This is a genomic window from Mesorhizobium sp. MC2-1-1, from assembly GCF_057597255.1.
Genome location: NZ_CP195205.1, coordinates 2,398,965 through 2,424,168, shown reverse-complemented (window position 1 = coordinate 2,424,168; position 25,204 = coordinate 2,398,965). Strand labels below are relative to the sequence as shown.

Annotated in this window: 22 protein-coding genes; 14 read left to right on the top strand and 8 right to left on the bottom strand. The window is 63.7% G+C overall.

The window, feature by feature from the left end; genetic code table 11:
* Nucleotides 1-43: 43 nt before the first annotated feature.
* Entirely contained in the window at nucleotides 44-631 is a 588-nt protein-coding gene (locus ACR64R_RS12200) for a helix-turn-helix domain-containing protein (protein WP_487361870.1), read from the bottom strand.
* A 235-nt stretch (nucleotides 632-866) separates the two neighbouring features.
* Between ACR64R_RS12200 and ACR64R_RS12195 the strand changes: the two genes are divergently transcribed.
* On the top strand, nucleotides 867-1,571 hold the full coding sequence (locus ACR64R_RS12195; RefSeq protein ID WP_487361869.1) for a nitroreductase: 705 nt from the start codon (nucleotides 867-869) through the stop codon (nucleotides 1,569-1,571).
* Nucleotides 1,572-1,592: 21 nt separating this feature from the next.
* Here ACR64R_RS12195 and ACR64R_RS12190 read toward each other — a convergent pair whose 3' ends face one another.
* On the bottom strand, nucleotides 1,593-2,939 hold the full coding sequence (locus ACR64R_RS12190) for an MFS transporter (RefSeq protein WP_487361868.1): 1,347 nt from the start codon (nucleotides 2,937-2,939) through the stop codon (nucleotides 1,593-1,595).
* Here ACR64R_RS12190 and ACR64R_RS12185 point away from each other — a divergent pair.
* Nucleotides 2,938-3,093, top strand: a complete 156-nt coding sequence (locus ACR64R_RS12185; RefSeq protein WP_487361867.1) for a hypothetical protein — start codon at nucleotides 2,938-2,940, stop codon at nucleotides 3,091-3,093. The genes ACR64R_RS12190 and ACR64R_RS12185 overlap by 2 nt on opposite strands.
* Before the next feature lie 103 nt (nucleotides 3,094-3,196).
* Here ACR64R_RS12185 and soxG read toward each other — a convergent pair whose 3' ends face one another.
* Genes soxG through ACR64R_RS12165 form a run of 4 tightly spaced genes read right to left on the bottom strand, consistent with a single transcriptional unit; the run spans nucleotide 3,197 to nucleotide 8,348 of the window.
* On the bottom strand, nucleotides 3,197-3,784 hold the full coding sequence (soxG, locus tag ACR64R_RS12180) for a sarcosine oxidase subunit gamma family protein (RefSeq protein ID WP_487362424.1): 588 nt from the start codon (nucleotides 3,782-3,784) through the stop codon (nucleotides 3,197-3,199).
* 7 nt (nucleotides 3,785-3,791) lie between these two features.
* Nucleotides 3,792-6,800, bottom strand: coding sequence for a sarcosine oxidase subunit alpha (locus tag ACR64R_RS12175; protein WP_487361866.1), 3,009 nt, complete (start codon nucleotides 6,798-6,800; stop codon nucleotides 3,792-3,794).
* Complete coding sequence (locus ACR64R_RS12170; RefSeq protein WP_487361865.1) at nucleotides 6,797-7,075, bottom strand: sarcosine oxidase subunit delta; 279 nt, start codon at nucleotides 7,073-7,075, stop codon at nucleotides 6,797-6,799. Before ACR64R_RS12170 ends, ACR64R_RS12175 begins: the two co-directional genes overlap by 4 nt.
* Nucleotides 7,076-7,088: 13 nt before the next feature.
* Nucleotides 7,089-8,348, bottom strand: coding sequence for a sarcosine oxidase subunit beta (locus tag ACR64R_RS12165; protein ID WP_487361864.1), 1,260 nt, complete (start codon nucleotides 8,346-8,348; stop codon nucleotides 7,089-7,091).
* Between the two features lie 192 nt (nucleotides 8,349-8,540).
* Between ACR64R_RS12165 and ACR64R_RS12160 the strand changes: the two genes are divergently transcribed.
* The 11 genes from ACR64R_RS12160 to ACR64R_RS12110 all read left to right on the top strand — a co-directional run bounded on the left by ACR64R_RS12160 (nucleotide 8,541) and on the right by ACR64R_RS12110 (nucleotide 21,686).
* Nucleotides 8,541-11,030, top strand: coding sequence for a mechanosensitive ion channel family protein (locus tag ACR64R_RS12160; protein ID WP_487361863.1), 2,490 nt, complete (start codon nucleotides 8,541-8,543; stop codon nucleotides 11,028-11,030).
* Between the two features lie 294 nt (nucleotides 11,031-11,324).
* Nucleotides 11,325-11,588, top strand: a complete 264-nt coding sequence (locus ACR64R_RS12155; RefSeq protein WP_487361862.1) for a hypothetical protein — start codon at nucleotides 11,325-11,327, stop codon at nucleotides 11,586-11,588.
* A 233-nt stretch (nucleotides 11,589-11,821) separates the two neighbouring features.
* The gene (locus ACR64R_RS12150; RefSeq protein ID WP_487361861.1) at nucleotides 11,822-13,255 is read left to right on the top strand and encodes a UbiA family prenyltransferase; all 1,434 of its coding nucleotides are present in this window, start codon (nucleotides 11,822-11,824) and stop codon (nucleotides 13,253-13,255) included.
* A complete protein-coding gene (locus ACR64R_RS12145; RefSeq protein WP_487361860.1) occupies nucleotides 13,255-14,607 on the top strand; it encodes an FAD-binding oxidoreductase in 1,353 nt (450 codons plus the stop codon). The genes ACR64R_RS12150 and ACR64R_RS12145 overlap by 1 nt, the downstream gene beginning before the upstream one ends.
* Before the next feature lie 123 nt (nucleotides 14,608-14,730).
* A complete protein-coding gene (locus tag ACR64R_RS12140) occupies nucleotides 14,731-15,180 on the top strand; it encodes an EamA family transporter (protein WP_487361859.1) in 450 nt (149 codons plus the stop codon).
* Nucleotides 15,177-16,184 (top strand): NAD-dependent epimerase/dehydratase family protein, encoded by a 1,008-nt coding sequence (locus tag ACR64R_RS12135; RefSeq protein WP_487361858.1) that lies wholly within the window; start codon nucleotides 15,177-15,179, stop codon nucleotides 16,182-16,184. The genes ACR64R_RS12140 and ACR64R_RS12135 overlap by 4 nt, the downstream gene beginning before the upstream one ends.
* Nucleotides 16,185-16,208: 24 nt before the next feature.
* A complete protein-coding gene (locus ACR64R_RS12130) occupies nucleotides 16,209-17,684 on the top strand; it encodes an aspartate aminotransferase family protein (RefSeq protein WP_487361857.1) in 1,476 nt (491 codons plus the stop codon).
* A gap of 11 nt (nucleotides 17,685-17,695) precedes the next feature.
* Entirely contained in the window at nucleotides 17,696-18,928 is a 1,233-nt protein-coding gene (locus tag ACR64R_RS12125; RefSeq protein WP_487361856.1) for a hypothetical protein, read from the top strand.
* Nucleotides 18,925-19,677 (top strand): FkbM family methyltransferase, encoded by a 753-nt coding sequence (locus ACR64R_RS12120; protein WP_487361855.1) that lies wholly within the window; start codon nucleotides 18,925-18,927, stop codon nucleotides 19,675-19,677. The genes ACR64R_RS12125 and ACR64R_RS12120 overlap by 4 nt, the downstream gene beginning before the upstream one ends.
* A gap of 311 nt (nucleotides 19,678-19,988) precedes the next feature.
* Nucleotides 19,989-20,828: an alpha/beta fold hydrolase gene (locus ACR64R_RS12115; RefSeq protein ID WP_487361854.1), complete on the top strand. Its 840-nt coding sequence runs from the start codon at nucleotides 19,989-19,991 to the stop codon at nucleotides 20,826-20,828.
* 18 nt (nucleotides 20,829-20,846) lie between these two features.
* Nucleotides 20,847-21,686 carry an SDR family NAD(P)-dependent oxidoreductase gene (locus ACR64R_RS12110; RefSeq protein WP_487361853.1) on the top strand — a complete coding sequence of 280 codons (840 nt, stop codon included), beginning with the start codon at nucleotides 20,847-20,849 and terminating at the stop codon, nucleotides 21,684-21,686.
* Nucleotides 21,687-21,689: 3 nt separating this feature from the next.
* Here the strand turns inward: ACR64R_RS12110 and ACR64R_RS12105 are convergent, their stop codons facing one another.
* Together ACR64R_RS12105 and ACR64R_RS12100 are read right to left on the bottom strand one after the other, a co-directional pair.
* Nucleotides 21,690-21,917, bottom strand: a complete 228-nt coding sequence (locus ACR64R_RS12105; protein ID WP_487361852.1) for an IclR family transcriptional regulator domain-containing protein — start codon at nucleotides 21,915-21,917, stop codon at nucleotides 21,690-21,692.
* Nucleotides 21,857-22,465, bottom strand: a complete 609-nt coding sequence (locus ACR64R_RS12100; RefSeq protein WP_487361851.1) for an IclR family transcriptional regulator — start codon at nucleotides 22,463-22,465, stop codon at nucleotides 21,857-21,859. Before ACR64R_RS12100 ends, ACR64R_RS12105 begins: the two co-directional genes overlap by 61 nt.
* A 168-nt stretch (nucleotides 22,466-22,633) precedes the next feature.
* Between ACR64R_RS12100 and ACR64R_RS12095 the strand changes: the two genes are divergently transcribed.
* On the top strand, nucleotides 22,634-25,195 hold the full coding sequence (locus tag ACR64R_RS12095; RefSeq protein ID WP_487361850.1) for a GcvT family protein: 2,562 nt from the start codon (nucleotides 22,634-22,636) through the stop codon (nucleotides 25,193-25,195).
* Nucleotides 25,196-25,204 lie beyond the last annotated feature (9 nt).

The following is a 25,204-nucleotide window of genomic DNA, read 5'->3' as shown; positions in this document are numbered from 1 at the left end:
GTTATCCCAAAACCGCCTCGCACTTTTGGGCGACATGCATTGATCAATATACAGGCGGTGAAACCACCCAGATCACGACCGCTGGCTCAGCGCCAGGATTGCGCCAGCGGAACGGCTTGCCCGCGAATCGAAACGAGTCGCCCTCGCCGAGGCGATGCCAGACGCCGTCGATCTCGATCTCGAACGTGCCCGACGCGACATAACCTGCCTCTTCCGTCGGACGGCGCGTTTCGATCTTCAGCTCCGCCCCGGGTGCGAAGACCGAGCGCAGCATCTCGAAGCTACCGCCGAGGTCGGGCGAAAGAAGCTCCTCCACCAGGCCGGATTCACTTGTGCCAAGCGAACGTCGGCTGCCGGCGCGCACAATCACGCCGCGTTCCTGTTCGACGGGAACGTCATGGCTGAAGAAGAGGCTGATCGGAACATCGAAGAGGCCGGCGAATGCCCTCAAGTCACCGAGGGAAGGGACCGAGAGGCCGCGCTCCACTTGGCTGACCCAGCCAACCGAACGGCCGAGTTTAAGAGCGATTTCAGCAAGCGTCAGGCCGCGCGCCTTGCGCAGCGCGCGGATATCGCCAGCCAGCAGCCGGTCGCCATTGTCCTGCTCCGATCTGGCCGTGGTCGAGGTCAAGCATCTCTCATGAAAAAAATCCGGCAAATTTCATGAAGCGGCAAGTTTATGAAAAAATCAAGGGGATTTTCATGCGTTGCAAGATTTACTTGCGTGATTTTTGAGGTTCATGCAAAGGCTCGCTCAACGAACGGCGGGTGGGGACGTCCGGTCGGGTACTAAAATCACTTTAGTGTTTGCGGATGGTCGATGCGGAAGCCGGTTACGGTTCCGGTCATGCGCGAAGGGACGGCCCATGCTGGAGAAGAATAGCCGAATCGCCATGGACGCGGCGATCGTCGACGAGGCGATCACGTCGCGCCGCTCGGTGCGCGCCTTCTTGCCCGATATGGTCGATGACGATACGATTCGCGCCATCCTGGCGGTCGCGGCGCGCGCGCCTTCCGGGACCAACATGCAGCCCTGGCGTGTGTATGTGACCAAGGGCGAGGTCAAGCAGCGCATCAGCGATGCCATCCTCAACTCAGGCATTCGCGCTGAAAAGGCGGAGTGGGACGAGTATCGCTACTATCCCGACCAGTTCTTCGAACCGTATCTCACGCGCCGCCGGGCCAACGGCTTCGGTCTTTACGGGGCGTTGGGCATCGGCCGGCGCGAGGTCGACAAGATGCGGGCGCAGCACGACCGCAACTTCATCTTCTTCGACGCGCCGGTCGGCATGATCTTCACGATCGACCGGAGACTTAACCAGGGGTCGTGGATCGACTATGGCATGTTCCTGCAGAACATCATGGTGGCGGCTCGGGGCAGGGGGCTGCACACCTGCCCGCAGGCGGCCTTCGCGCCTTACCACCGCCAGATCAGGCCGGTTCTCAGCATTCCCGACGAGGAGATCGTCGTCTGCGGCATGGCGCTGGGTTACGAGGACACGTCGAAGCCCGAAAACGAGTTCCGCACCGACCGCGCGCCGCTCGCGGACTGGGTAACGTTCGCCGAGTAGCGTCGACAGTTCCCTGGCCGTTCAGTCGGTGTTCATGTGCGCGCCGTGGCCGCTGACATGGGCGCCGTCCTGCGGCGTCAGCCTCAGATAAGCCGATAGCGCGCAGAGCGTGATCAGCCCTTCGATGACGAACAGGATGCGATAGTCGTTGACGCTGGCCTTGCCGCCGCCGGCAAGCAGCGACAATAGCGCGGCCGCAAGGCCGACGCTGATCGCCACAGCGAGCTGCCACAGGATGTAGTAGAGCGCGCTGAAGCGCGCGAGTTGCTCTGGCGCGATGTCGGAATAGGAGAGATTTCCGGTCGAGGCCCATTGCACCGAGCGGAAGACGCCGAAGGCGAAAATATAGGCCAGCACGATCCAGGCCGGCAGGCCCTCGTGCATCAGGCCAAAGCCCGCCACCAGCAGGGCGATGATCGGCGTGTTCGTGACCAGAACGCGCTTGAAGCCGAAGCGGTTCAGAAGGCGCGGCATGAAGAAACGCATCATCAAAGACCCGATCGCGGCGACGAAAGTGAGCGAACCGGCCTGCACCGCGCTCATGCCGAAGCCGAGCTGGAACATCAGCGGCAGGAGGAAGACCACCGAGCTCAGGCCGATCGTGTCGAGGCTGCCGCCGGTGAGGAAGGAGATACGGAAGGTCCGGATGCGCAGCAGGTTGAGGTCGAGCAGCGGGTTGCGCGCGCGCAGGCAATAGAAGGAGGCAACCGCCAGGATGGAGATCGCCAGGCCAAGCTCGATGGCGATGAGGCTGTTCGCGGCATCCTTGGCAGCGAGTGAATCCATGCCGAAGACCAGCAGGCCCATGCCGCTGCCGACGAGCAGGAACCCGGGGAAATCGAACGGCGTGCGCACCGGCTTCGTCGTCGACGGAAACAGCGAGGCGGCAAGCAGCGCGGCGGTCAGAGCGATCGGGATGTTGATGTAGAAGATCCAGCGCCAGGAGACATAGGTGGTGAGCGCGCCGCCGACCAGCGGTCCGACCAACGGTCCGGACTGGCCGGCGAGCGAGATGTACATATTGATCTTGAGCGTGCGGTCGCGCGGGAAGCTCGACAGGATGACGACCTGGCCGAGCGTGCCCATCAGCGCGCCGCCGCAACCCTGCAAGGCGCGGGAGCCGACCAGCATCCAGATGTTCTCCGAAAGGCCGCAGAATGCGGAGGCGCCGGCGAAAAGCAGCAGGGCGAAGCAATAGACGTTGCGCAGGCCGAAGCGGTCGGCCAGCCAACCGCCGAGCGGCATGGTGACGATGAGGCTGGCGACATAGACAGTGATCAGCAGACCAAGCTGGCTTGGCGGACGATCAAGGCTCTCACCGATGCCGGGCAGCGCCGTGACCACGACGTTTTGGTCGAGGCTGGTCATGAACACGCCGCAGGCGACCGTTGCCGGCAACAGCATCGACGGACCTTCCGCCGGAGCAAAGCGGGTCGTGGCCGTCGCCGAAGTCTCTAACATCATGGAAGGGTATGGTCGAAATGGTTGCCTGGACGAACGTTTGCCTGGCAAACGCCCGTGATTCCTTATCTATCGTCCCTGCTGGCCCAACGCTCAAGCAGCAGTTGTGGCCGTCAATGGTGCCAGACAATCGGCTGGACCAATTCCTTCCCCGCAACGCTGGACTATTGCACCTCGTAGCCAACTTCCTCGGAGGCGTGGCACAAGGCCTTCCAGAACGAGCGGGCGAAAGAGCGGAAGACGTAGATGTCGAACTGGTCGGCGCCGCTGCGCTGGATCTGGGCGAAGATATCGTGATGGTTGGTCGAACGGCCGGCGCCAAGCGGGAAGGCTGGCAAGGCGAAGTCGATGGCGAAGAATTTTGCCATCACCCATTCCGCCTTTGGGCCGGCGATGCGGATCGCGGTGCGGCCATGCGAAAGGTCCGTCAGCGTGCCGATGGCCGGCGTGATCGATCCGGCAAAGGCCTGAGCCAGGGCCTCCGCCTCATCCACCACGGTGAATTTTCCCGGCGCGAAGCCGAAGGCGGCGCGGGCGCCGCTGCTTGCGCCACCGCCTGGCCCATCGGGCAGAACGAGCCCGGTGACCTTGTTGATAATTTCGATCAGCCGCTTTTCTTGGCCCGGCCAGACGGCGAGCTGCAGGATCGAGCCAGGCCGCGTCTCGGAAAGTATGACGTCGACGCCATGTTCGAAATTGCCGTGCGAACCCGGATGATACACCGGCTCGAGCGGCGATTGGCGTTCGGGCAAATGCTGCTCAGCCATGCATGCGGCTCCCATCCGGATCGTAGAAATGGTTGGAGACGATCTCGATCGGCCCGAACCGGTTGCGCAGCGGATCCGAGACGAAGGCGCGGGTCCCGTGACGCGCCTTGCCGCCCTTGACCAGGGCCAGCGCGATATATTTGCCGAGCGCCGGCGAATAGCAGCAGGCGGTGATGTGGCCGAGCGAGTCGTGCGGATTGTCCTCGTCCAGTTCCTCGACGATATGCCCGCCGCCGTTGAGCGCTTGATTGTCGAGCGCGATCACTCCAACCAACTCCAGCCGGTCGGAGCCGATCAGCCCTTCCCGGTCCATCATGGCCGAGCCTATGAAGGGCTTCTTCTTCGACAGCATCCAGTCGAGATGGAGGTCGCGCGCCGTGGTGCGGCCGTCGATCTCGGCGCCGGTGACATGGCCCTTCTCGATGCGCATCGTGCCCAGCGCCTCAAGCCCGTAGGTTACCAGGCCGAACGGCTTGCCGGCCTCGATCAAGGCTTCCCAGACGCGGGTGCCGTAGCCGGCGCCCGAATAGACCTCGAACGCCATTTCACCGGAGAAGGACAGCCGGCAGATCATCACAGGGACGCCGGCGATCTGGCCATGCACGATGCCCATGAAGGGAAGCGCGGCGTTGTCGACGGCAGTGCCGGTGACGCAGGTGGCAAGTATGGCGCGCGCGTTCGGTCCGCCGATCGCCGCTCCCGCCCATTCGTCTGTGACGGAGGTGACGGTGACCTTCAGCTCCGGCCAGATGACGTCCAGGAAATATTCCAGATGCTGCATCACCTTGCCGGCATTGGCGGTGGTCGTGGTCATCAGGAAGTCCTGCTCGCCGAGCCGCCATGTGGTGCCGTCGTCGAAGGCAAGCCCGTCCTCGCGCAGCATCAGGCCGTAGCGCGCCTTGCCGACGGGGAGGGTGGAGAACATGTTGGTGTAGACGCGGTCGAGGAACTCGGCCGCGTCCGGTCCCTGCACGGCGATCTTGCCGAGCGTCGAGACGTCGACGATGCCGGCGCTTTCGCGTGTCGCCCTGGCTTCGCGGACATAGGCCTGCTCGACTGTCTCGCCGGCGAGGCCGTAGATCATCGGGCGGTACCAGAGGCCGGCCGCATACATTGTGGCGCCATTGGCGAGGTGCCAGTCATGCATCGGGGTCAGACGTTCGGGCTTGAGGTCGCCGAAGCGCTCGGCGGCCAGGGAGCCGATCGACACCGCCGTGTAAGGCGGGCGGAAACGCGTCGTGCCGACTTCGGGGATCGGCTTGCCGAGCGCCTCGGCCATGATCGCGAGACCCGGAACGTTGGAGCTCTTGCCCTGGTCGGTCGCCATGCCGAGCGTGGTGTAGCGCTTCAGATGCTCGACCGAGACGAAGCCTTCGCGATGCGCCAGCCGCACGTCCTCGGCGGTCACGTCGTGCTGGAAGTCGACGAAGCTCTTGCCCTTGGCCTTGATCTCGAAGACCGGCGCCGGATCGGGATCGCCGGGCGGCGCTTCGACAGTGGGCAGGGGAGCGGATGACACCGCACCGCCTGCCGCCTGAAGGCCGGCCGCGCGGCCTTCGGCAATAGCTTCGGCAGTCGAAAAACTGCCGGTGAAGGCGCCGGCGCCAATCCATCGCTGATTTGGCCAGCCCTGCGTCGGCTTCGGCGGCAGGAAGGCTTGTCTCGCCGGATCCCATTCGGCCTTCGCGCCGGCCTGGCTGGCAAGGTGAATGGTCGGCGACCAGCCGCCGGACATCAGAAGGCTGTCGGCATGGATGCTGCGCCCGTCGCCGCTCAGCGCGCCGCTCATGGCGTCGAAGCGCTGAACCTTGAGGCCGCTGAGTGCCTTGCCGCCTTCGGTCGCGATCACCGCATGGCCGGCAAGCAGCTCTGCCTCGGCGTCGCTCGCCAGCTTGCGCATGTCGTTCGAGACATCGCTTCGGACATCGATGATGGCGACGATGACAGCTCCGGCCTTCTTCAAGGCAACGGCCGAGCGGTAGGCGCTGTCGTTGTTTGTGAAGAGCGCGATGCGCTGTCCGGGCAGCACGCCATATTCAACTGCATAGCGTTCGGCCGCATGCGCCAGCATGACGCCGGGGCGGTCGTTGCCCGGGAACACCAGGGGCCGCTCGAAGGAGCCGGTCGCGAGAACCACCGTGCCGGCGCGGATCGCCCAGTAGCGCTGGCGCGGCTCGCCCTTGGCGGCCACTTCCTTATGATCGGTCACCCGTTCCAGCGCAGCCAGCGTGTTGCCGTCGTAGTAGCCCCACACCGTCGTGCGCGGCAAAAGCCGGACATTGTCGTTGCCGCCGAGCTGACCGACCAAGCGCTGGGCCCAGTCGGCGGCAGCCATGCCGTCGATGGTTTCGCCCGACCAGTTGGCGGAGCCGCCAAGGTGGGCTTCGAGATCGGCGAGGATGACGCGGGCGCCCTGGTCGGCGGCGGCCTTGGCCGCCATCAAGCCGGCCGGACCCGAACCGACGACCAGCACGTCACAAAATGCGTTCATGCGCTCGTAGCGCGCCGGGTCGGGCGCGGTGCCTGCCTTGCCGAGGCCGGCGGCGCGACGGATGAAATGCTCGCAAAACATCCAGAAGCGCGTGCCCTTGAGCGGGCCGACCACCGGGCCCATGAAGGTCTTGTAATAGAAGCCGGCCGACAGGATCTTGCCGCCGAGCTGGTTGATCGCGTTGATGTCCCAGGCAAGCGAAGGCGTGCGGTTCTGGCTGACGGCGACGAGCCCGTCATAGATCTCGACCATGGTGGCGGGGATGTTCGGCTCGCGTACTTCGCCGCGCAGCACCGTCACCAGCGCGTTCGGCTCCTCGACGCCGGCGGCGAGCAGGCCGCGCGGGCGATGGTATTTGAAGGAGCGGCCGAACAGCGTCACACCGTTGGCGAGCAGCGCCGAAGCCAGCGTGTCGCCGGCATGGCCGGTGTAGGGCGCGCCGTCGAATGTGAAGCGGATAGTGCGCAGGCGGTCGATCCGGCCGCCAGTCTCGGTGCGGCGCGGGCTCACGAGCGGCCCTCCGCCTTGTGGGCGCCACGTGCGAAGGCGGTGCTCAGGATCTCATGCGTGAGCGTGTTGCGCACGACTCTCAGATGCGCGCGGCAACCGCCGGAGTGCTGCCATATTTCATTGTGATCGCCGGCCGGATTCAGCCGGTCATAGACATAGGCATTCCAGGCGTCGAGATCCTGCGAGGCCGGCTGCGGCCGCTCGCGGTTGCCGTCGCCCTGATATGTGAATTCGATGACGTCGCGCGGGCCGCAATAGGGACAGGTGATCAGCATTCTCTTTTCAACCCTAATGCAGCCGCGGGTTCGCGCCCTGGCCTTTGTCGTCGATGATGAGGCCGCGATAGAAGCGATCGAGCGTAAAAGGCGCGTTGAACTCGTGCGGCTCGTCCCTGGCGATGGTGTGGGCAAAGCACCAGCCCGAAGCCGGCGTCGCCTTGAAGCCGCCGTAGCACCAGCCGCAATTTAGATACATGCCAGGCAACGGGCCGGTGGTGATGATCGGCGAGCCATCCATCGTCATGTCGCAGAGCCCGCCCCAGGAGCGCAGCATGCGCACGCGGGCGAAGCCCGGGAACAGCGCCAGCATTTCGCTCATCACTTCGTCGACGATCGGCAGGCTGCCGCGCTGGGCATAGCTGTTGTAGCCGTCGAGGTCACCGCCATAGACGAGGCCGCCCTTGTCGGACTGCGAAACGTAGAAATGGCCCATGCCGAAAGTAAGAACGGTGTCGATGGCTGGTTTCAGCGATTCCGAGACGAAAGCTTGCAGGACATGGCTTTCGATCGGCATACGGGAAATGCCAGCGAGTTGCATGACACGGCCTGTGCTGCCGGCAACCGCAAGCGCGACTTTCTTGGCTCGGATCTCGCCGCGCGTCGTCGTCACGCCCGTGACGCGGTGGCCGTCACGCAGGAAGCCGGTGACCTCGCAATTCTCGATGATGTCGACACCGCGGCGGTCCGCTCCGCGCGCATAGCCCCAGGCGACCGCGTCGTGACGGGCGGTGCCGGCACGCGGCTGCATCAATCCGCCAAGGACAGGGAAGCGTGCCGAGCCCGAGACGTCCAGCGCCGGCACGAGCCGCTTGATCTGGTCGACGCTCATCAACTCCGCGTCCACCCCCAAATGGCGCATGGCGTTGCCGCGCCTTGCGTAATCGTCGAGCTGAGCCGGCGTGTGCGCCAAGTTCAGGCAGCCGCGCTGGGAGAACATGACATTGTAGTTGAGGTCGTGCGAAAGGTTCTCCCACAGCTTCATCGAATGTTCGTAGAAGCGGGTGTTCTGCGGCAAGAGGTAGTTGGAGCGCACCGCTGTGGTGTTGCGGCCGACATTGCCGGAACCCAGCCAGCCTTTCTCCAGCACCGCGACATTGGTGATGCCGTGTTCCTTGGCGAGATAATAGGCGGTCGAAAGGCCATGGCCGCCGCCGCCGATGACGATCACGTCATAGGAAGCCTTCGGGTCGGGCTTGCGCCAGGCGGGCTTCCAGTCCTTGTTGCCGGCCAGCGCGTTCTTGAGCAGCGAAAAGGCTGAATATTCCGCCATTCTTCCTATCGTCCTTATGATGCGAGGCGGCAGACTATAGAGCAGGCCGGAGGCGCAAAGCCAAGATTGCGCCATCGCTTTTCGACAGGCCGACTTCGCATGACACGACCGTGACGGCTTGCCGCACGATTGGCCGGTCTTTATCAAGGTCGAAATTTTCGAGCATTTTTCGGCCGCGAGTCGCCACAACGCATGTTCCTCCGACTGCTACGCCTGATATTGGTCGTGATCGTCGCTGTGTTCGGGCAGCCGGCGTTCTACGCGTCGGCGCAAGCGATCGGTCACGGCTCGTCTCGGCTCATCGCCGACCAGACGAAGGTCATCCAGGACCTTACGACCAGAACCGACGGCCTCGAGAAGAAACTGAGCGAACCCGACCAGGATGATGCGGGGCTTGTCGATATCCGGTTGCAGCTCGAGGATATTTCGCGAGCGGCGCTGACCAGCGCGCTAGCGTTCCGGCAACGCCTCAATGACATCAACAATCGCATCGAAACGCTGGGCGCGCCGCCAGCTCAGGGGCAACCTCCCGAGCCGGCGGTCGTCAGCAACGAGCGCGGCGCGCTCGCCTCGGAAAAAGCCGAAATCAACGCTGTCGTCGCCAGCGCGCAGAACCTGTCGATCCGGGTCAACGGGCTGGTCGACAAGATTGCTGTCATGCGCAGCGAGCTCTTTCGCAGCGTCATCACCAAACACTATGACCTGAACGACGCGCTGAGCCCGCAGGCCCTTTCAGACGCGCATGATCAGATCACGGGCCTTTACAAAGCAGTGTCGTCCTGGCTGAGCTTCGCCGTCAGGTTCAAGTTCCAGGCGGTCCTTGCCGCGACGCTCATGGCGTTGGCGCTGGCGGCCGTGCTTTTGATCGGCGGCAGGCGCTTGTTCGGGCGCATATTCGAACCAGACCCAACCGTCGATGACCCGTCCTACCTCAGCCGGTTATCTGTCGCCTTCTGGTCGACGCTGCTGCCGACCTTGGCGCTCGGCGTCTTCTTCGCTTCGGCCGTCTTCTTCTTCAACTACTACAATGTGCTGCGCGGCGACATCGGCACGTTCCTCGATGCCTTGCTGTCGGTGATCGGCATGGTTTTCTGCGTCAACCGGCTGACCAATGCGGCCCTCGAACCACGCCTGCCGAACTGGCGCCTGATCCCTGTCGCGACGGGTTCCGCGCGCTGGCTCGTCTGGCTGACGACGGCCATGGCGCTGGTGCTCGGCTTGAATTACTTCCTCTCGGTAGTCAACGAGAAGATGGGTTCGCCGCTGTCGCTGACGATCGCCAGGGGCTTTGTCGCCACCATCATCGTTGGCGTCATCCTGATCCTGATGGCGCTGCTGCGGCCTTTCAGGGCGTCCGACGGCTCATGGCGCCCCTGGCCGGCCTGGCTTCGTTTCATTGCGATCGGGCTCGGCCTGTTCACCATCGCCGCGGCGCTGCTTGGCTATATCGGTCTGGCGCTCTTCGTGGCGTTCCAGGTCGTGGTGACAGGAACCGTCCTTGTGACGGCCTATATCGGTTTCCTGTCGGCGCGCGCGATCGGCGAGGAGGGCGCCTTCGCCGATACTTCCGTGGGGCGGTGGCTTTCGGAAAACTCCAGCTACGAGGATACAGCCCTCGACCAGCTCGGCCTTGTGGTCAGCATCGCCATCAATGTGATGATCGTGCTGGTATTCCTGCCGCTGATCCTTCTGATGTGGGGTTTTCAGCCCGGCGATATCGAGGCCTGGGCCTACAAGCTGGCGACCGGCGTCACTATCGGCTCGGTGACCATCTCTTTCCTCGGCATCCTGACCGGCATCGTCGTCTTCGCCATCGGTTATTTCCTGACGCGCTGGTTCCAGGGCTGGCTGGACGGCTCGGTGATGGCGCGCGGCAAGGTCGACGCCGGCGTGCGCAACTCGATCCGCCTGGGGGTCGGCTATGCCGGCGTGGCGATTGCCGGCCTGGTCGGCATCTCGGCGGCCGGCATCGATCTTTCCAACTTGGCGCTGGTTGCCGGCGCCCTTTCGCTCGGTATCGGCTTCGGCCTGCAGAATGTCGTCTCGAATTTCGTTTCGGGCCTCATCCTGCTTGCCGAGCGGCCGTTCAAGGTCGGGGACTGGATCGTCGCCGGCGATGTCAGCGGCACGGTGCGCAAGATCAGCGTGCGCGCCACCGAGATCGAGACCTTCCAGCGGCAGTCGGTGATCCTGCCCAATTCGAACCTCATCAACAACGCGGTCGGCAACTGGACGCATCGCAACAAGCTGGGGCGCCTCGAAATCAAGGTCGGCGTCGCTTATGGCAGCGACGCTAGGCGCGTGCATGCCATCCTGCTGGATATTGCGCGCGCTCACCCGATGGTGCTGAAGAATCCCGAGCCGTTCGTTCTCTTCGCCAATTTCGGGGCGGCCGCCCTTGAATTCGAAATTCGCGTTTTCGTTGCCGACATCATGAACAGCAGCGTCGTGCAGAACGATATCCGTTTCGCCATCTTCGATATCTTCGAGGAGGAGCGGATCGAGATTCCGTCGACACCGCGCGCCGTTGTCGAGACCAACAAGCACGAAGCATGGCCGATCGACGACGACAAGATCGAAGCCGAATTCGCCGAGCGCCAGAGACTGGAGGAGGAAGCCGCGGCCGAGCGGGAACGCCTCGCCAAGATGAAGCGCAGGGGCCGCAAGCCCGATCCTGGCTGAGGTGCATCGATGTTAGGGCTAGGCCGTCCTGCAAATGGCGGCGTCCTGCGCTTCCGGTGCTTACGTACTTTCAAGTAGGCTCCGCTCCGGTTCTCGTAACCCACAATTTTCGACTTGGCCTGACCCTATCCCGGTAGACGTTCGGTCGATTGCCCTGCGGCTACCCGAAACCGATTGTGGCATGAATGCGGCATTCAGTTGCGGTTCAGGTAACATCTCATATAAGCTCGGGTGCAAAGGGCGAGAATGCCTTGCGAATGCGAACAGAGGCGGTGTGCAAACACCGGAATTGCAATGTGGAAGTCTGTCGTTGCCGCCATCGCTTTGCTGGCCTTGGGCGGTTCGGCTTTCGCCGCCAGCGCGATCAACAGGGATGCTCAAACGCGAACCCTGATCGTGACCGAAGGCGGGGCCAAGAGCGAGTTGACGCTTGGCGCCGGCGAGACGGTGGAGTTCTGCTCGAATGGCTGCTTCGTTACATTGCCTAACGGCGATCTCGAAGCGCTGACCGGTTCGGAAACGGTCGAGATATCGGGCGGCACTGCCCGGATCAAGTAATCGTTATCGCACGATTGGCAAAGGCCGGGCGGATGTCCGGCCTTTTATCGTTTCCGGTAGCCGGCGCTTAACGATGGCGCCCGAAAACCGGTTTGGCTCCGCGCTGCAACCGGGCGTTTTAACGTTCGATACGTCGTCCCCCGCTATATCCCGCTATGAAGATGCCGAAACACGGCACTGATTTCATATGGCGGACGACCCTCTAGGGTGGTTCGCGCGGGCAGGGCAGGACAATGGACGCGCGGTCGGACAGGAACGCAATTCCGCTTGCGGTCGATCTCGACGGCACGCTGATTGCAACGGACCTTCTGTGGGAAGGCCTGTTCATCCTGCTCAAGAAGAATCCGCTCTATCTCTTTCTGGTCCCGCTGTGGCTGACCGGGGGACCGGCCCGGCTGAAGCGGGAAATAGCTGAACGCGTCGACATCGATCCGGCTTCGCTGCCCTATCGCCACGAACTGCTCGACCGGTTGCGCACCGAGCGCCAGGAGGGGCGCGCGATCGTTCTGGCGACGGGAACACCACGCAGGTTCGCCGAAGCGATCGCCACGCATCTCGGCATCTTCGATCGCGTGCTGGCGACCGACGGCCCCCACAACATGACCTCGGCCCGGAAGTGCGCGGCGCTTGTCGCCGCCTATGGCGACGCGGGCTTCGACTATGCCGGCAACAGCCACCACGATCTCAAGGTGTTCGACGCGGCGCGCACCGCGCTCGTGGTGGCGCCTGACCGCAGCGCCCGGCGCTGGCAGGCAGCGCATCAAGCCGAGACCATGCCGGCGCCAAAGCCGACGCTGAGGACCTACATCAAGATGCTGCGTATGCATCAGTGGCTGAAGAACGCGCTGATCGCGGTGCCCATGGTGCTGTCGCACGAATACTTCAACCCGAATATGATCTGGCAATGCCTGCTGGCGTTCGTCTCCTTCAGCGCCGTGGCGTCCGCCATCTACATCCTCAACGATTTTTTCGATCTGGCGCTCGACCGGAAGCATCCGACGAAGCGCAATCGGCCTTTCGCCAGCGGCGCCTTGTCCATTCCGTTCGGCATGGGCGCGATCGCGGCGCTGCTCGCGATCGGCATTGCCGCGAGCCTCTTCCTTCCGATCGAATTCCTTGGCGTGCTTCTGGGCTATATGGCGATCACCACCGCCTATTCGCTTTCGTTGAAGCGCATGCTTCTGGTCGATGTGCTGACGCTTGCAGGCCTCTACACGATCCGCGTGCTGGCTGGCGCGGCGGCCACAGGTGTCGACGTCTCCTTCTGGTTGCTCGCCTTCTCGATCTTCTTTTTCCTGTCGCTGGCGTTGGTGAAGCGCTTCGTCGAGCTGCGCACCACCGCCATTCCGCCGGGCGAGCGCATCGCCGGCCGGGGCTATCGTACGGAGGACCAGGAAATCGTCGCCCAGGCCGGCATGGCGTCGGCGTTCTCCTCGGCTCTGGTCCTTGCGCTCTACATGGACAGCCCGGCAGTGCGCGAGCTTTATCCGCATCCATGGCTGATATGGCCGCTGGCGCCGATCGTCCTTTATCTTACGATGCGCGTATGGATCCTCGCCCGGCGCGACGAGATGCATGACGACCCGGTCGTCTTCATCATTCGCGACTGGCGCAGCCAGATCGTCGTCGCCATCGGCGCCGTCTTCCTCGTCGCGGGAGGCTGGTGATGGGGGACAGCCGCCTCGGCAGCTTCGGGCTGGCGACGCCGCCGGCGCGCAGGGCGATCCCGGCGAGCGAGGCGATGGCCTTGCTCAAGCGCGGCGCGCCAACGCCGGGATCACTGCTCGGCTATGGCAATGGCCGCTCCTATGGCGACAGTTGCCAGAACGATACCGGCATGGTGGTCGACATGCGGCCGCTCAACCGTATCCGTTCCTTCAACGCCGAAACAGGCGTGCTCGAAGCGGAGGCCGGCACCCTGCTTTGCGATGTCATCGCGCATGCCGCGCCTTATGGCTTCTTTCCGGCCGTGGTTCCAGGCACGCAGTTCGTGACGCTGGGCGGCGCGATCGCCAACGACATCCACGGCAAGAACCACCATCGGCGCGGCACTTTCGGCTGCCATGTGGAGGCCCTCACGCTGCTCAGGTCCGACGGCCGGACCTATCGCTGCTCGCAGAGCGACAATGTGCGCCTTTTTGAGGCGACGATCGGCGGCATGGGGCTGACCGGGCTTGTCCTTTCCGCGTCGATCAAGCTGATGCGGGTGCCCTCGCTTGACATAACGGAAAGGGCGACGCGGTTTCGTGATCTCGCCGAGTTTTTCGATCTCGCCGAGGCTGCAGACCAGGCCAACGAATATGCCGTTGCCTGGATCGACCAGCTTGCCGGCGGCCACGGGCGCGGGCGGGGCCTTTTGTTCACCGGCAATCATGCCGAGCACGGCTCCCACGCCGCCGCGCGCGCCGGCAGCCGGCTTTCCGTGCCGGTGCAGCCGCCGTTCAATGTGCTGAACCGGCCTTTCCTCACCGTCTTCAACGCGGCTTACCGCTGGAAAAAGGGAAAGTCCGCGGCGCCACGCCAGGCGGGCTATCAGGGCTTCTTCTTTCCCCTCGACGGCCTGCGCGACTGGAACCGGCTCTACGGGCCGCGCGGGCTTTTCCAACACCAGAGCGTGGTGCCGGAGGCAAACGCGCGCCGGGCCGTCCCGGCATTGTTGGAGGCGGCGCGCCGGGCAGGCCAGGGATCGTTCCTGACGGTGCTCAAACGCTTCGGCGAGGTCCGCTCGCCGGCGCTGCTGTCCTTCCCGCGGCCCGGCTATACCTTGACGCTCGATTTCCCCAATCGGGGGAGAAGGACGCTGCGGCTGCTTGCCGAGCTCGACCGTATCACGGTCGAGGCTGGCGGGGCGGTGAACCCCTATAAGGACGCCCGTATGGGGCCTGAGACGTTCGCCGCATCGTTCCCGCACTGGCAGCGGCTGGAGGCGCTCCGCGACCCGGTTTTTATATCGAGCTTCTGGGCGCGGACGGCCATGAGGCAGCAGATCGAACGAGGAAGAGTTGAGGCTGCGGAATAAATAAAAGTCAAATAGATCGTGGTCAATAAAGTGTTAAGACATGATTTACTTAAGGCACCGTCGCGACTTCACGAAATATTTGCAGGTTAGTAATAGGGCCGCCCATGGGGCGGGGTGGCAACAATGAAATATATAATCTTCATTCTCTTCACGGTCATGACCAATGCCGCGGCGCAGCTGATGCTCAAGCAGGGCATGATGTCGATGGGGCCGATCTCCTTTGAAGGCGTCAATCCGATCGTCAAGCTTTTGCAGATCGTGTTCAACCCCTGGGTGTTCCTGGGCCTCTGCACCTTCGTCATCTCGATGGCGTCGCATCTTTATGTGCTGTCCAAGGTCGAGCTAAGCTTCGCCTATCCGTTCCTCAGCCTGGCTTATGTCGCCGTGGCGATCTTTGCCTATTTCGTCTTCCGCGAGGACCTCAATGGCTGGCGCATCGCCGGCATCGCCTGCATCTGCGTCGGCACGATCCTGATCGCGCAGAGTGGGCGGGAAATGGGCGGCCGCGGGCATGACGACCAGACCGCCTCCATCACACCCGACAAGATCGGCACAAGCGAGATCGTTCGATGAGACATGTGATTTTCGGCGGCGACGGTTTCGTCGGCCGCCACCTTGCCCCCAAACTCGTCGCGGACGGCGAGACCGTCATCGTCGCCGACATCGTCAAGAGCGACCTGCCGCATTACCGTTCGGCGCGTTTCATCACATGCGACGTCACCGATCCGGCCTCGGTCGCGGCTGTGGGGCTCAACGCCGATGACGTGGTCTACAATCTGTCGGCCAAGATGCTGTCGCCGATCCAGGTGCGCGCCAAGCGGCACGATTTCTTCTTTCCGGTGAATTTCCACGGCACCAAGAACATCATGCAGGCGATGGATAAGGCAGGCGCCTCGAAGCTGGTCCACTACACGACCGACATGATCTATGGCCACACGGTGGTGCTGCCGATGACCGAGGAACATCCGGTCGCGCCGCTTGGCGAATATGGGCTGTCGAAGCTCAAGACCGAGGAACTCGCCGTCGAGTGGCGCAAGCGCGGCATGTCGATTTCGCTGTTCCGGCCGCGCCTGATCATCGGCCCCGGACGCCTCGGCATCCTGGAAAAGCTGTTCAAGCTGATCGACTGGAACCTGCCCGTTCCGATGATCGGCTCCGGCAGGAACCCCTATCAGTTCATCTCGGTGTTCGACTGCGCCGAGGCCGCCCGCGCGGCCTGGAAGGCGGGCGTGCCGAACGAGGCCTACAATCTGGGCTCCATCAATCCGCCGCCGGTCAGGAAGCTGCTCGGCGACCTGATCAGCCATGCCGGGTCCAGGTCAATCCTGTTGCCGACACCCGGCTGGGCGGTCAAGCGCACGCTCGATCTGCTCGACCTCATGAACATGCCGATCATGGATCCGGAACAGTATCTGATCGCCGACGAGGAATGCGTGCTCGACGTGTCCAAGGCCGAGCGCCAGCTCGGCTGGGTGCCGCAATATCGCGACGAGGACATGCTGATCGCCGCCTACAGCGAGTACCGCGACAAGAAGGACGGCCACGCCGTCGCCGCCAAACACGTTCCCGCCGAATAGGGCGACGAAGGGGAGATTTTCCACATGACCGTCATGGCAAAGCCGGAACATACCGGAACGCGCACGCTGGTCGATGCGCCGGCGCTGTCGCCGGCGACCATCGCCAAGCCCGACCTTCTCAGCGTCGAAGACGCCAAGGCGCTGGACGTCGCCCGCATCACCGACCTGTTCAAGGCGCATCTCAACCCTGGACAGCTGCATTTCATGAAGCTGCTCGGCTTTCACAAGGTCAAGATCGAGCGCGCCGAGGGTATGTTCTATATCGACCAGAACGGCCGCAAGATCCTCGACTTCTTCGGCGGCTTTGGTTCGCTGGCATTCGGCCACAACCATCCGCGCATCCTGGAAGCCCGCAGGACATTCCAGGAGGAAAAGCGCCAGGAGATCGCGATTGCCTTCATGTCGCAATATGCGGCCGCACTCGCGCATAACATCGCGCAATGCTCGCCCGGCGAACTCGATATGGTGTTCCTCGGCTCGTCCGGCTCGGAGGCCATGGAGGCGGCGGTGAAGCTCGCCGAGCGCGCCGCAGGCCCGAAGCGGCCGAAGATCGTCTATGCCGAGAACTCCTTCCACGGCAAGACCAAGGGCGTACTGGCGATCACAGATGGCCAGCTATACCGCGCCGACTTCAAGGTGGCCGACAATGTCGTGCGCGTGCCTTTTGCCGACATCGACGCCGTGGAGCGGCTGTTCAAGAGCGATCCAGAGATCGGCGTCATCGTGCTCGAAACCATCCAGGGCGGCGGCGGCATCATCCAGGCAGAGGCGGAATACTGGCAAAAACTGCGCGCGCTTTGCGACCGGCATGGCGTCCTGTGGGTCGCCGACGAGGTGCAATGCGGCTATGGCCGCACCGGCCGCTTCTATGCCTTCGAGCATTCCGGCGTCGTGCCGGATGTGACGGCGCTGGCGAAGTCGCTCGGCGCCGGCAAGGCGGCGGTCGGCGCCATGATCGCCAGGCGCGACGTCTACATGAAGGCCTATGGCACGCCGAAGACCGCGATGATCCACGCCATGGCCACCTTTGGCGGCATGGGCGAGGCCTGCGTCACCGCGATCGAAGGGATCAATGTGCTTTATGACGAGGGGCTGATCGACAATGCCGGCTCGACCGGCGCGTATCTGTTGCAGCGGCTGCAGGCGCTGAAGGAAAGATATCCGAAGATCATCAAGGACGTGCGCGGCAAGGGCTTCATGGTCGGGCTCGAGTTCCACGATTTCTCGCAGACCCTGCCGATGGTGCTCAGACCGGTGGTGAGCGTGCTCGACGACAAGCTGAAGGGCTCGCTGTCGGGCTTCGTCGGCTCGCTCTTGTTGCGCGACTATGATGTGCTCGTAGCCTTCACCGAGTACAACCGCAACGTGATCCGGCTCGAACCGCCGCTCATCTGCCGGCCCGAGCATGTCGACCGCTTCGTCGATGCCTTCGACAGCCTGTTGTCGCGCGGCATCGTGGCGATCGTGAAGGATTTCGTGAAAAGCCAGGTCGGCAAGTAAAGGCGCCGAGCATGCTGACCAGGCCGTCCGCTCCGACCCATCCGCTGGACCAGGTGACCGGCGCTGGCCTGGCATGGGGCGAGGGGGCTTACGCGAAATGGGCGGCATCGATCGGGGCGATCACCTTTTCGGTCTATATCCTGCTGACCGCCGCGACGGCCTGGTTCATGCCCGACACCAACTGGGATATGCTGCCTTATCTGGCGATCGCCGAGGAAGGCGCCTATCCCGCTCCGCAGGCGCTGCACGACTACGCCTACAGCACGGTCAAGGCCGGCGTGTCGGCCGGCGATTACAAGACGCTGACGGACGACGGCGGCGGCTTCCGCAGCCACATGGCCGAGAACGCCGCCGACTTCCACTCGCTGCTCGGCATGTACCGGATCAAATTCCTCTATGCCGAGATCCTGTCCGGGCTCAGCCGTATCGTATCGCCGGTAGAGGCGATGCGGCTGGTGCAGGTGTTCTCGGTGCTTCTGTTCGGCGCCATCACCCTCGCCTGGCTGCGCACGGAAGGCGCGCTGGCGCTGGCGCCGGTCGTCGGGGCGATCCTGATCATGGCCGATTTCGGCGACGCGGCGCGGGCGTCGACACCCGATCTGCTGTGCTCGGCGCTGTTTCTTGGCGGGCTCTTCGCCTATGTGCGCAAAGGTGAAGCGGCGACGGCGGTCCTGCTGTTCCTGGCCTTCATGGCCAGGCCCGACAACATCGTCTTCCTTGCCATTTTCGCGGTGCTGCTCGTCGCATTTCGCCAGAGGGCGTGGGGCGTGCTGGCCGGCTTCGCCGCGTCATTCATCGCCTATTTCGCCATCTCGCGATGGGCCCAGCATCCGGGCTGGTGGCCGCATCTTTGGTTTTCCAGCATCGAGCAGCATTACAATATGGACGGCTTCGAGCCGCCGTTTTCGATCGCGGCTTATCTGAAGGCCATCGCCGCGTCGGTGGTGCGCGCCATCAGCGTCAACAGCTGGGTCGGCGTCTCGATCCTGGCGCTGGCCGGATGGTTCGGCTTGAGCCACGCCGGCTTCCGGCCGGACCGCCGCGCCGGCATCCTGCTGACGGCACTCGTGCTCGGCGTGCTGGCGAAGTTCGCCGTCTTCCCGATCCACGACACCCGCATCTATTTCCCCACTCTTCTGCCACCCTTCCTGCTGCTCGCCGCGCCACTGATGGCGCTGTGGGCGGCGGCAAGCCAGGGCGGGCGCCGCGTCGCGCCGCAGGTCATTTCCGGAGACCAGTCATGAGCTCGCTTTCCAGCTTCGCGCGCATTCTCCTGTCGCTCGGCCTGCCTGTGGGCTTGCTCGATCGCGGCCCGGCGTTGCACGGCACGAAGTTCCTGGCCAAGGCGGCGCTCAAGGCACGTTTCGGCGGTCGGCCGTTCCAGATGGTCAATGTCGGGGCCTGCGACGGCGCGCTTTTCGACGACGTGACGCCCTGGCTGCATCGCATCTCCGGGGCGCGGGCCATGCTGGTTGAGCCGATTCCCTACAACCAGAAGCGCCTGCGCGCCAACTACCCGGATACCGGCCGCTTCGTCATCGAGCCGGTAGCGGTGACCAGGACCAAGGGCACGATCACGGTCCATACATTCGATGCTGCCGCGCTCGAAGCCGGCACGTTGCCAATCGAGTTCATCGGCTGCTCGTCGGTCACCGACACCAATCTGATGTCGGGCAAGAACGCCTGGGGCGAGGCGGACGCCAACTTCAACAAGTTCGCCCCGCATCTGAAGGACATCGAGGTGCCGTCGGAGACCTTGCAGACGCTGCTCGACCGCAACGGCATCGCCCATATCGACGCTTTCCTCGTCGATTGCGAGGGCGCCGACTGGATGGTGTTCGATCAACTCGACCTGACGCGCTACCGTCCCGGCCTGATCAAGATCGAGGTCGGCGCGTTGCCCGCCGCCGAGATCGGCCAAGTTATCGTCAAGCTGAAGACCGCTGGCTATCAGGTCGGCTTCCAGGCCGAGGACATCTGGGCCTTCGCCTGACATAAGCCGGCACGATTGACGGCGCGGACCACGGTCCGGGCCACCCAGGCCGATTAGGCATTTGGCCATATTCCACCAGTCGGAATTGATGTTCCTGGCAGCTGAATAATTCGGCTGAATCCGCAGGCTTTTCAGAAAATATTTCAGGCAAACAGTCAGAATTCCGGAATGGGATATTCTTGGCGGGAAAAGGCTGTGCCATCCAAATCATGTTGCCTCGTCGGCTGGACTGCCGCGCGGCAGAAGTGGCCGGCGCCGGAGGAGGGCGCCCCACTGGTGGACCGACCAGATCGGACTTGGGGAGGGAGTGGATGGACAAGGTTTTTCGGACTTCGGATGGCGCAACGCTGGCCTACAGCATCGACGGTGAGGGGCTGCCGCTGCTGCTGCTTCCCGGCTGGTCGCAATCGGCGGCGATGTTTCGCAACCAAATCGCGTCGTTCAGCAAATCGCGCCGTGTGATAGCGCTCGATTTCCGAGGTCACGGCAAGTCCAAGGATGCCGACCACGGCTTTCGCGTGTCGCGCTTTGCCAGGGATGTCCAGGAGTTGCTCGACCACGAAGGCCTGGATGCGGTCTCGGCGCTCGGATGGTCGATGGGCGCTTCGGTGCTTTGGAGCTTCATCGACCTTTTCGGAACGGGGAGGCTGAAAAGCCTGATCTTCGTCGACGAGCCGGCCGCGGTCATGAACCAGCCCGGCATGGACGACGGGGCGAATGCGGACGCCGGCGCGATCTTCGACGCGGCAGCGCTCGGTTCGATCGCGGCGCAGATTGTCGGTCCGGAGGGTGCCTCTGTGCGAGAGGCCTTTGTCGGCTCAATGATCACCAAGACTATCGACCCCGCCTTGCGCGACTGGATCGTGGCGGAGAATCTGCGCGTCAAGCCGCAGGCGGCCGCTTCGCTGCTTATCGACCATGCGTCGCTCGACTGGCGCGATATCTTCCGGCGCATCGATCGGCCGGTCCTGGTTTTCGGTGGCATGGTCAGCCATGTGTCGGTACGGTCGCAGCAGTGGATCGCGGGGCAGCTCGCCGATGCCGAGCTTGTGGTCACCGCGGCGGAGGACGGTGGTGCCCACTTCATGTTCCTGGAAAAACCAGAGCCGTTCAACGTCGCGCTGGCGCGGTTCCTTGACCGGGTGGGCTGAAGCATGGCGGAGCACCCGTTGGCCGGCAGGGTCCCCTTGCCGTCGCACGCGCCTGAACCTTCGGGACGGCTTGCTGGCGCCACCGCCATCGTGTTTGGCGCCGGATCCTCCGGCGACATATTGAGCAATGGCCAGGCGGCGGCGCTTGCCTATGCCCTGGCAGGCGCTGCCGTCGTTGCCGTGGACCTCTACCGGGAGCGGGCCGAAGCCACGGCCAGGCTGGTTGGCGCGGCTGGCGGCCTTGCGCTGGCGGTCGAGGCGCAGGCAGGCGACGAGAGAGAGGTCGAGACCGTATTCACCCTTGCGATCGAGGCCTTCGGGAAGATCGATATCCTGCACAACAATGCCGGCATCGCGGACGTGGCCGCGATCGAGGCGATGCCGACAGAGGCTTGGGATCGCGCGTTCGCCGTCAACGCCCGGGCGCCGTTTCTGGCCAGTCGCCTGGCGTTGCGGCAGATGTTGATGCAGCCGGAGGGCGGCGTTATCACCAACATCTCAACCGTCGGCTCCATCCGCTATCCAGGCATCGCCTATGCCGGCTATGCGGCGTCCAAGGCGGCGCTAAACCAGTTCACAGTGCAACTTGCCTTGGAGAACGCAGCCCGCAACATTCGCGCCAACGCCATCGTGCCAGGATTGCTGCATACCTCGCTGGTGCAGAACCAGCTTGCCAAACGCTATGGCAGGGACGGGCAGGCCGCGGCCCGCGAACGCGCGGCGCTCTGCCCGATGGGCTTCACAGGCGATGCCTGGGATGTCGCCAACGCGTCGGTGTTTCTGGCAAGCCGGGAGGCGCGTTACATCACCGGACAGCTGCTGATTGTGGACGGCGGCCTCAGCGCCCGCTGCGCCTAGGCCTCAGACCCGGCTGTAGCCGGCGCGCTGCTCGATCCGGCGGATCGCATCGGCCATGTCGTCGACGATCTGCGGCAGGCGCTGTCGCGTCAGCCGGTCCGAGAGCGCCACGATGCTGATGGAGGCAACGACGTTTTGCTGGCCGTCGCGGATCGGGAGCGCCGCCGCGCTCATGCCAGGAACGATGGCGCCCTCGTAAAGAGCATAGCCGCGCTCGCGCGTCTCGGCCACAAGCTGATGCAACCGGCCAGGATCGAATTTCGACAGATGGCCAGCATGGGCATGTTGATGTCGATCAGATGGCCCAGTTCATCATCCCTGACATTGGCGAGTATGGCGAGGCTGCCGGCGCTGCCACCTAACGGGACGCGGTCACCGACATTGATGGTCTGCGCCTTGATGGGGAAGGAGCCGCTGACGCGGTCAATGCAGATGGCATGGCTACGACTGCGAACATAGAGGAAAAACGTGTCGCCGTGCTTGGCCGCAAGTTCCGCGATCGCAGTCTGAGCGAGATGCAGAATGCTGATGCGACTGCCCGCCGCAGCGGCCAGCGCGAAAATCTCCAGCCCCAGCCGGTAGCGACGCGTTTCGGGATCCTGCTCGACATAGCCGACATCGACGAGCGCGTTCAGCGTGCGGTGCGCCACCGGCTTGGGGTAGCCGCAGCGCCCGGCAATGTCGGACAAGCGTTCGCCCTCGATCGGTCGTTCCGTCAGACATTCCAGAATGCGCGCGACGCGCTCGATCGACTGCGGGCCTTCGTTCTTGCTTGCCATGGGCCGACCCTAGCCAAATGCGGGCTGCGCTGGCTAGCCCGACTCTTTCCCGAACAGCAAAGGGCTGACGTGGCGCGGGCTTTTTTTGCGATGTCGCAAACAGGCTTCAATCGCGCCACCGCTCCGCCCTATAGTCCCGCTCGCTTTATCTCTTTGGAGTCGCGGGCAATGGCAGAGTTTCCGAAAAAGGCGAAGGTCGTCATCGTCGGTCTGGGCGGTATCGTCGGCGCGTCCGTCGCCCACCACCTGATCGAACGCGGTTGGGACGACATTGTCGGCATCGACAAGTCGGGCATCCCGACCGATATCGGCTCGACGGCGCACGCCTCGGATTTCTGCTACACGACCAGCCACGATTTCCTGTCGTGCTGGACGACGCTCTACTCGATCGATTTCTACGAGAAGATGGGTCACTACGCCCGGGTCGGCGGCCTCGAGGTGGCGCGCGTGGGCGACGACGGCCGCATGGAGGAGATCAAGCGCAAGGTCGCTTCCGCCAAGGCTTTCGGCACGCGCGCGCGGTTGATCGAGCCGGCCGAAATCAAGAAGAAGTTCCCGTTGATCGAGGAGCACCTGGTGCAGGGCGGCCTGTGGGATCCGGATGCCGGCCTTGTCATCCCGCGCTCGCAGACGGTCGCCGGCAAACTGGTCGACCAAGGCGTCGCTTCCGGCAAGCTCCAGGCTTTCGCCAACACCTCCGCTAAGGAACTGATCGTCGAGAACGGCCGCATCAAGGGCGTGGTCACCGAGCGCGGCACGATCGAGGCCGACTATGTCGTGGTCTGCACCGGCATCTGGGGCCGGCTCACCGCGGCGCTGGTCGGCGAGGACCTGCCGGTGATGCCGATCGATCATCCGCTCACCTTCTTCGGCCCCTATAACGAGTTCGCCGGCACCGGCAAGGAGATCGGCTGGCCGCTGCTGCGCGACCAGGGCAACTCGGCCTATATGCGCGATACCGGCGATCCGAAGACCGCCGAGGGCGGGCAGATCGAATGGGGCTATTACGAGGAGACCAATCCGCGTTTGTGCCACCCACGCGATCTTCTCGAAAAAGACCAGGCGCGGCTTTCGCCGTCGCAGCGCGACCTCGACATGGAACAGATCCTGGCGCCTCTGGAGCGCGCCATGGAGTTGACGCCGATCCTGGGCGAACTCGGCTATAATGAAGGCCACTCCTTCAACGGTCTTTTACAGGTGACCACTGATGGCGGCCCGTCCATGGGCGAAAGCCAGAAGGTGAGGGGCTTGTGGTACGCGGTCGCCATCTGGGTCAAGGACGGCCCGGGCATGGGCAAGCTGATCGCCGACTGGATGACCGACGGCAGGACCGAGGTCGACCATCATGCGATCGACTATTCGCGCTTCTATCCGCACCAGATGCAGGAACAGTTCATCTGGGATCGCTGCACCGAGACGGCGATGATGGTCTACAATCCGGCCGTTCATCCGCGCGAGCCCTTCTCCAAGGGCCGCAACATTCGCCGCTCCCCGTTCTGGGAGCGTGAGAAGGAGCTGGGCGGCTATTTTATGGAACTGGGCGGCTGGGAGCGCGCCCACGGCTATGCCGCCAACGAGCATCTGCTCGAGAAGTACGGCAACCGCGTGCCGGTGCGCGAGAACGAATGGGACAACCGCCATTTCTGGCGCGTCTCCAATGCCGAGCATCTTGCGATGAGCGAGGATTGCGGCATCGTCAACCTCTCGCATTTCTCCATGTACGACGTAGAAGGTCCCGACCATGTCGCGCTGCTGGAATGGCTGTGCGCGGCCAAGATCGGCGGAGACAACAATATCGGCAAGGGCATCTACACCCACTTCCTCGACGAGGAAGGCATGGTGCGCGCCGACTTCACCGTCATCCGCATGGCCGATCGCTGCAGGGTCATCGATGGCGCGGACGCCGGCCCGCGCGACTTCCGCTACATGCAACGCACCGCACAGGACAAGGGTTTTAACGCGACCGTCACCGACGTGACGGAGAAATATGTCACCATCGGCATCTGGGGGCCGAATGCCCGCACGACCTTGCAGAAAGTGGTCGAGGATCCCCAGGGGCTTTCGCCGGAGAATTTCCCCTTCGCCGCGATCAAGCCGATCAAGATCGGCGGCAAAGATGTGACGGCCTTCCGCATCTCCTATGTCGGCGAGCAGGGCTGGGAGCTGCATATGCGCTACGAGGACGGGCTCGCCGTCTGGGACGCGCTGCGCTCGACCGGTGTGATGCCGTTCGGCGTCGAGACCTATGCCAACACGCGCCGCATGGAGAAGAGTCTCAGGCTCCAGAACGCCGATCTTCTGACCGAGTACAATCTGCTTGAGGCTGACCTTGCCCGTCCGAAGGTCAAGGAGAACGACTTCTGCGGCAAGGCCAAGCATCTGGAATACCGTGCCCGCGAGCATCAGCCGGCGATGCTGTGCACACTGGTGATGACCGAGAACACGGATGCCAAGGGCGTCGCGCGTTATCCGGTCGGCACTATGCCGGTGCAGGATCCCGCGACCGGCGAGACGCTGGTGGATGAGCTCGGCCGCCGCTCCTTCACCACCTCGGTCGCCTATGGTCCGACGATCGGCAAGAACATCGCGCTTGCCTATCTGCCCTGGGCCTACTGCCAGGAAGGCCGCAAGCTGCAGGTCGAATATTTCGGCGAAACCTATCCGGTCGAGGTGGCCGGCGTCGGTTACAGGCCGCTTTACGACCCGGAGAATCTCAAGCCGAGGAGCTGAGCCCTGGGC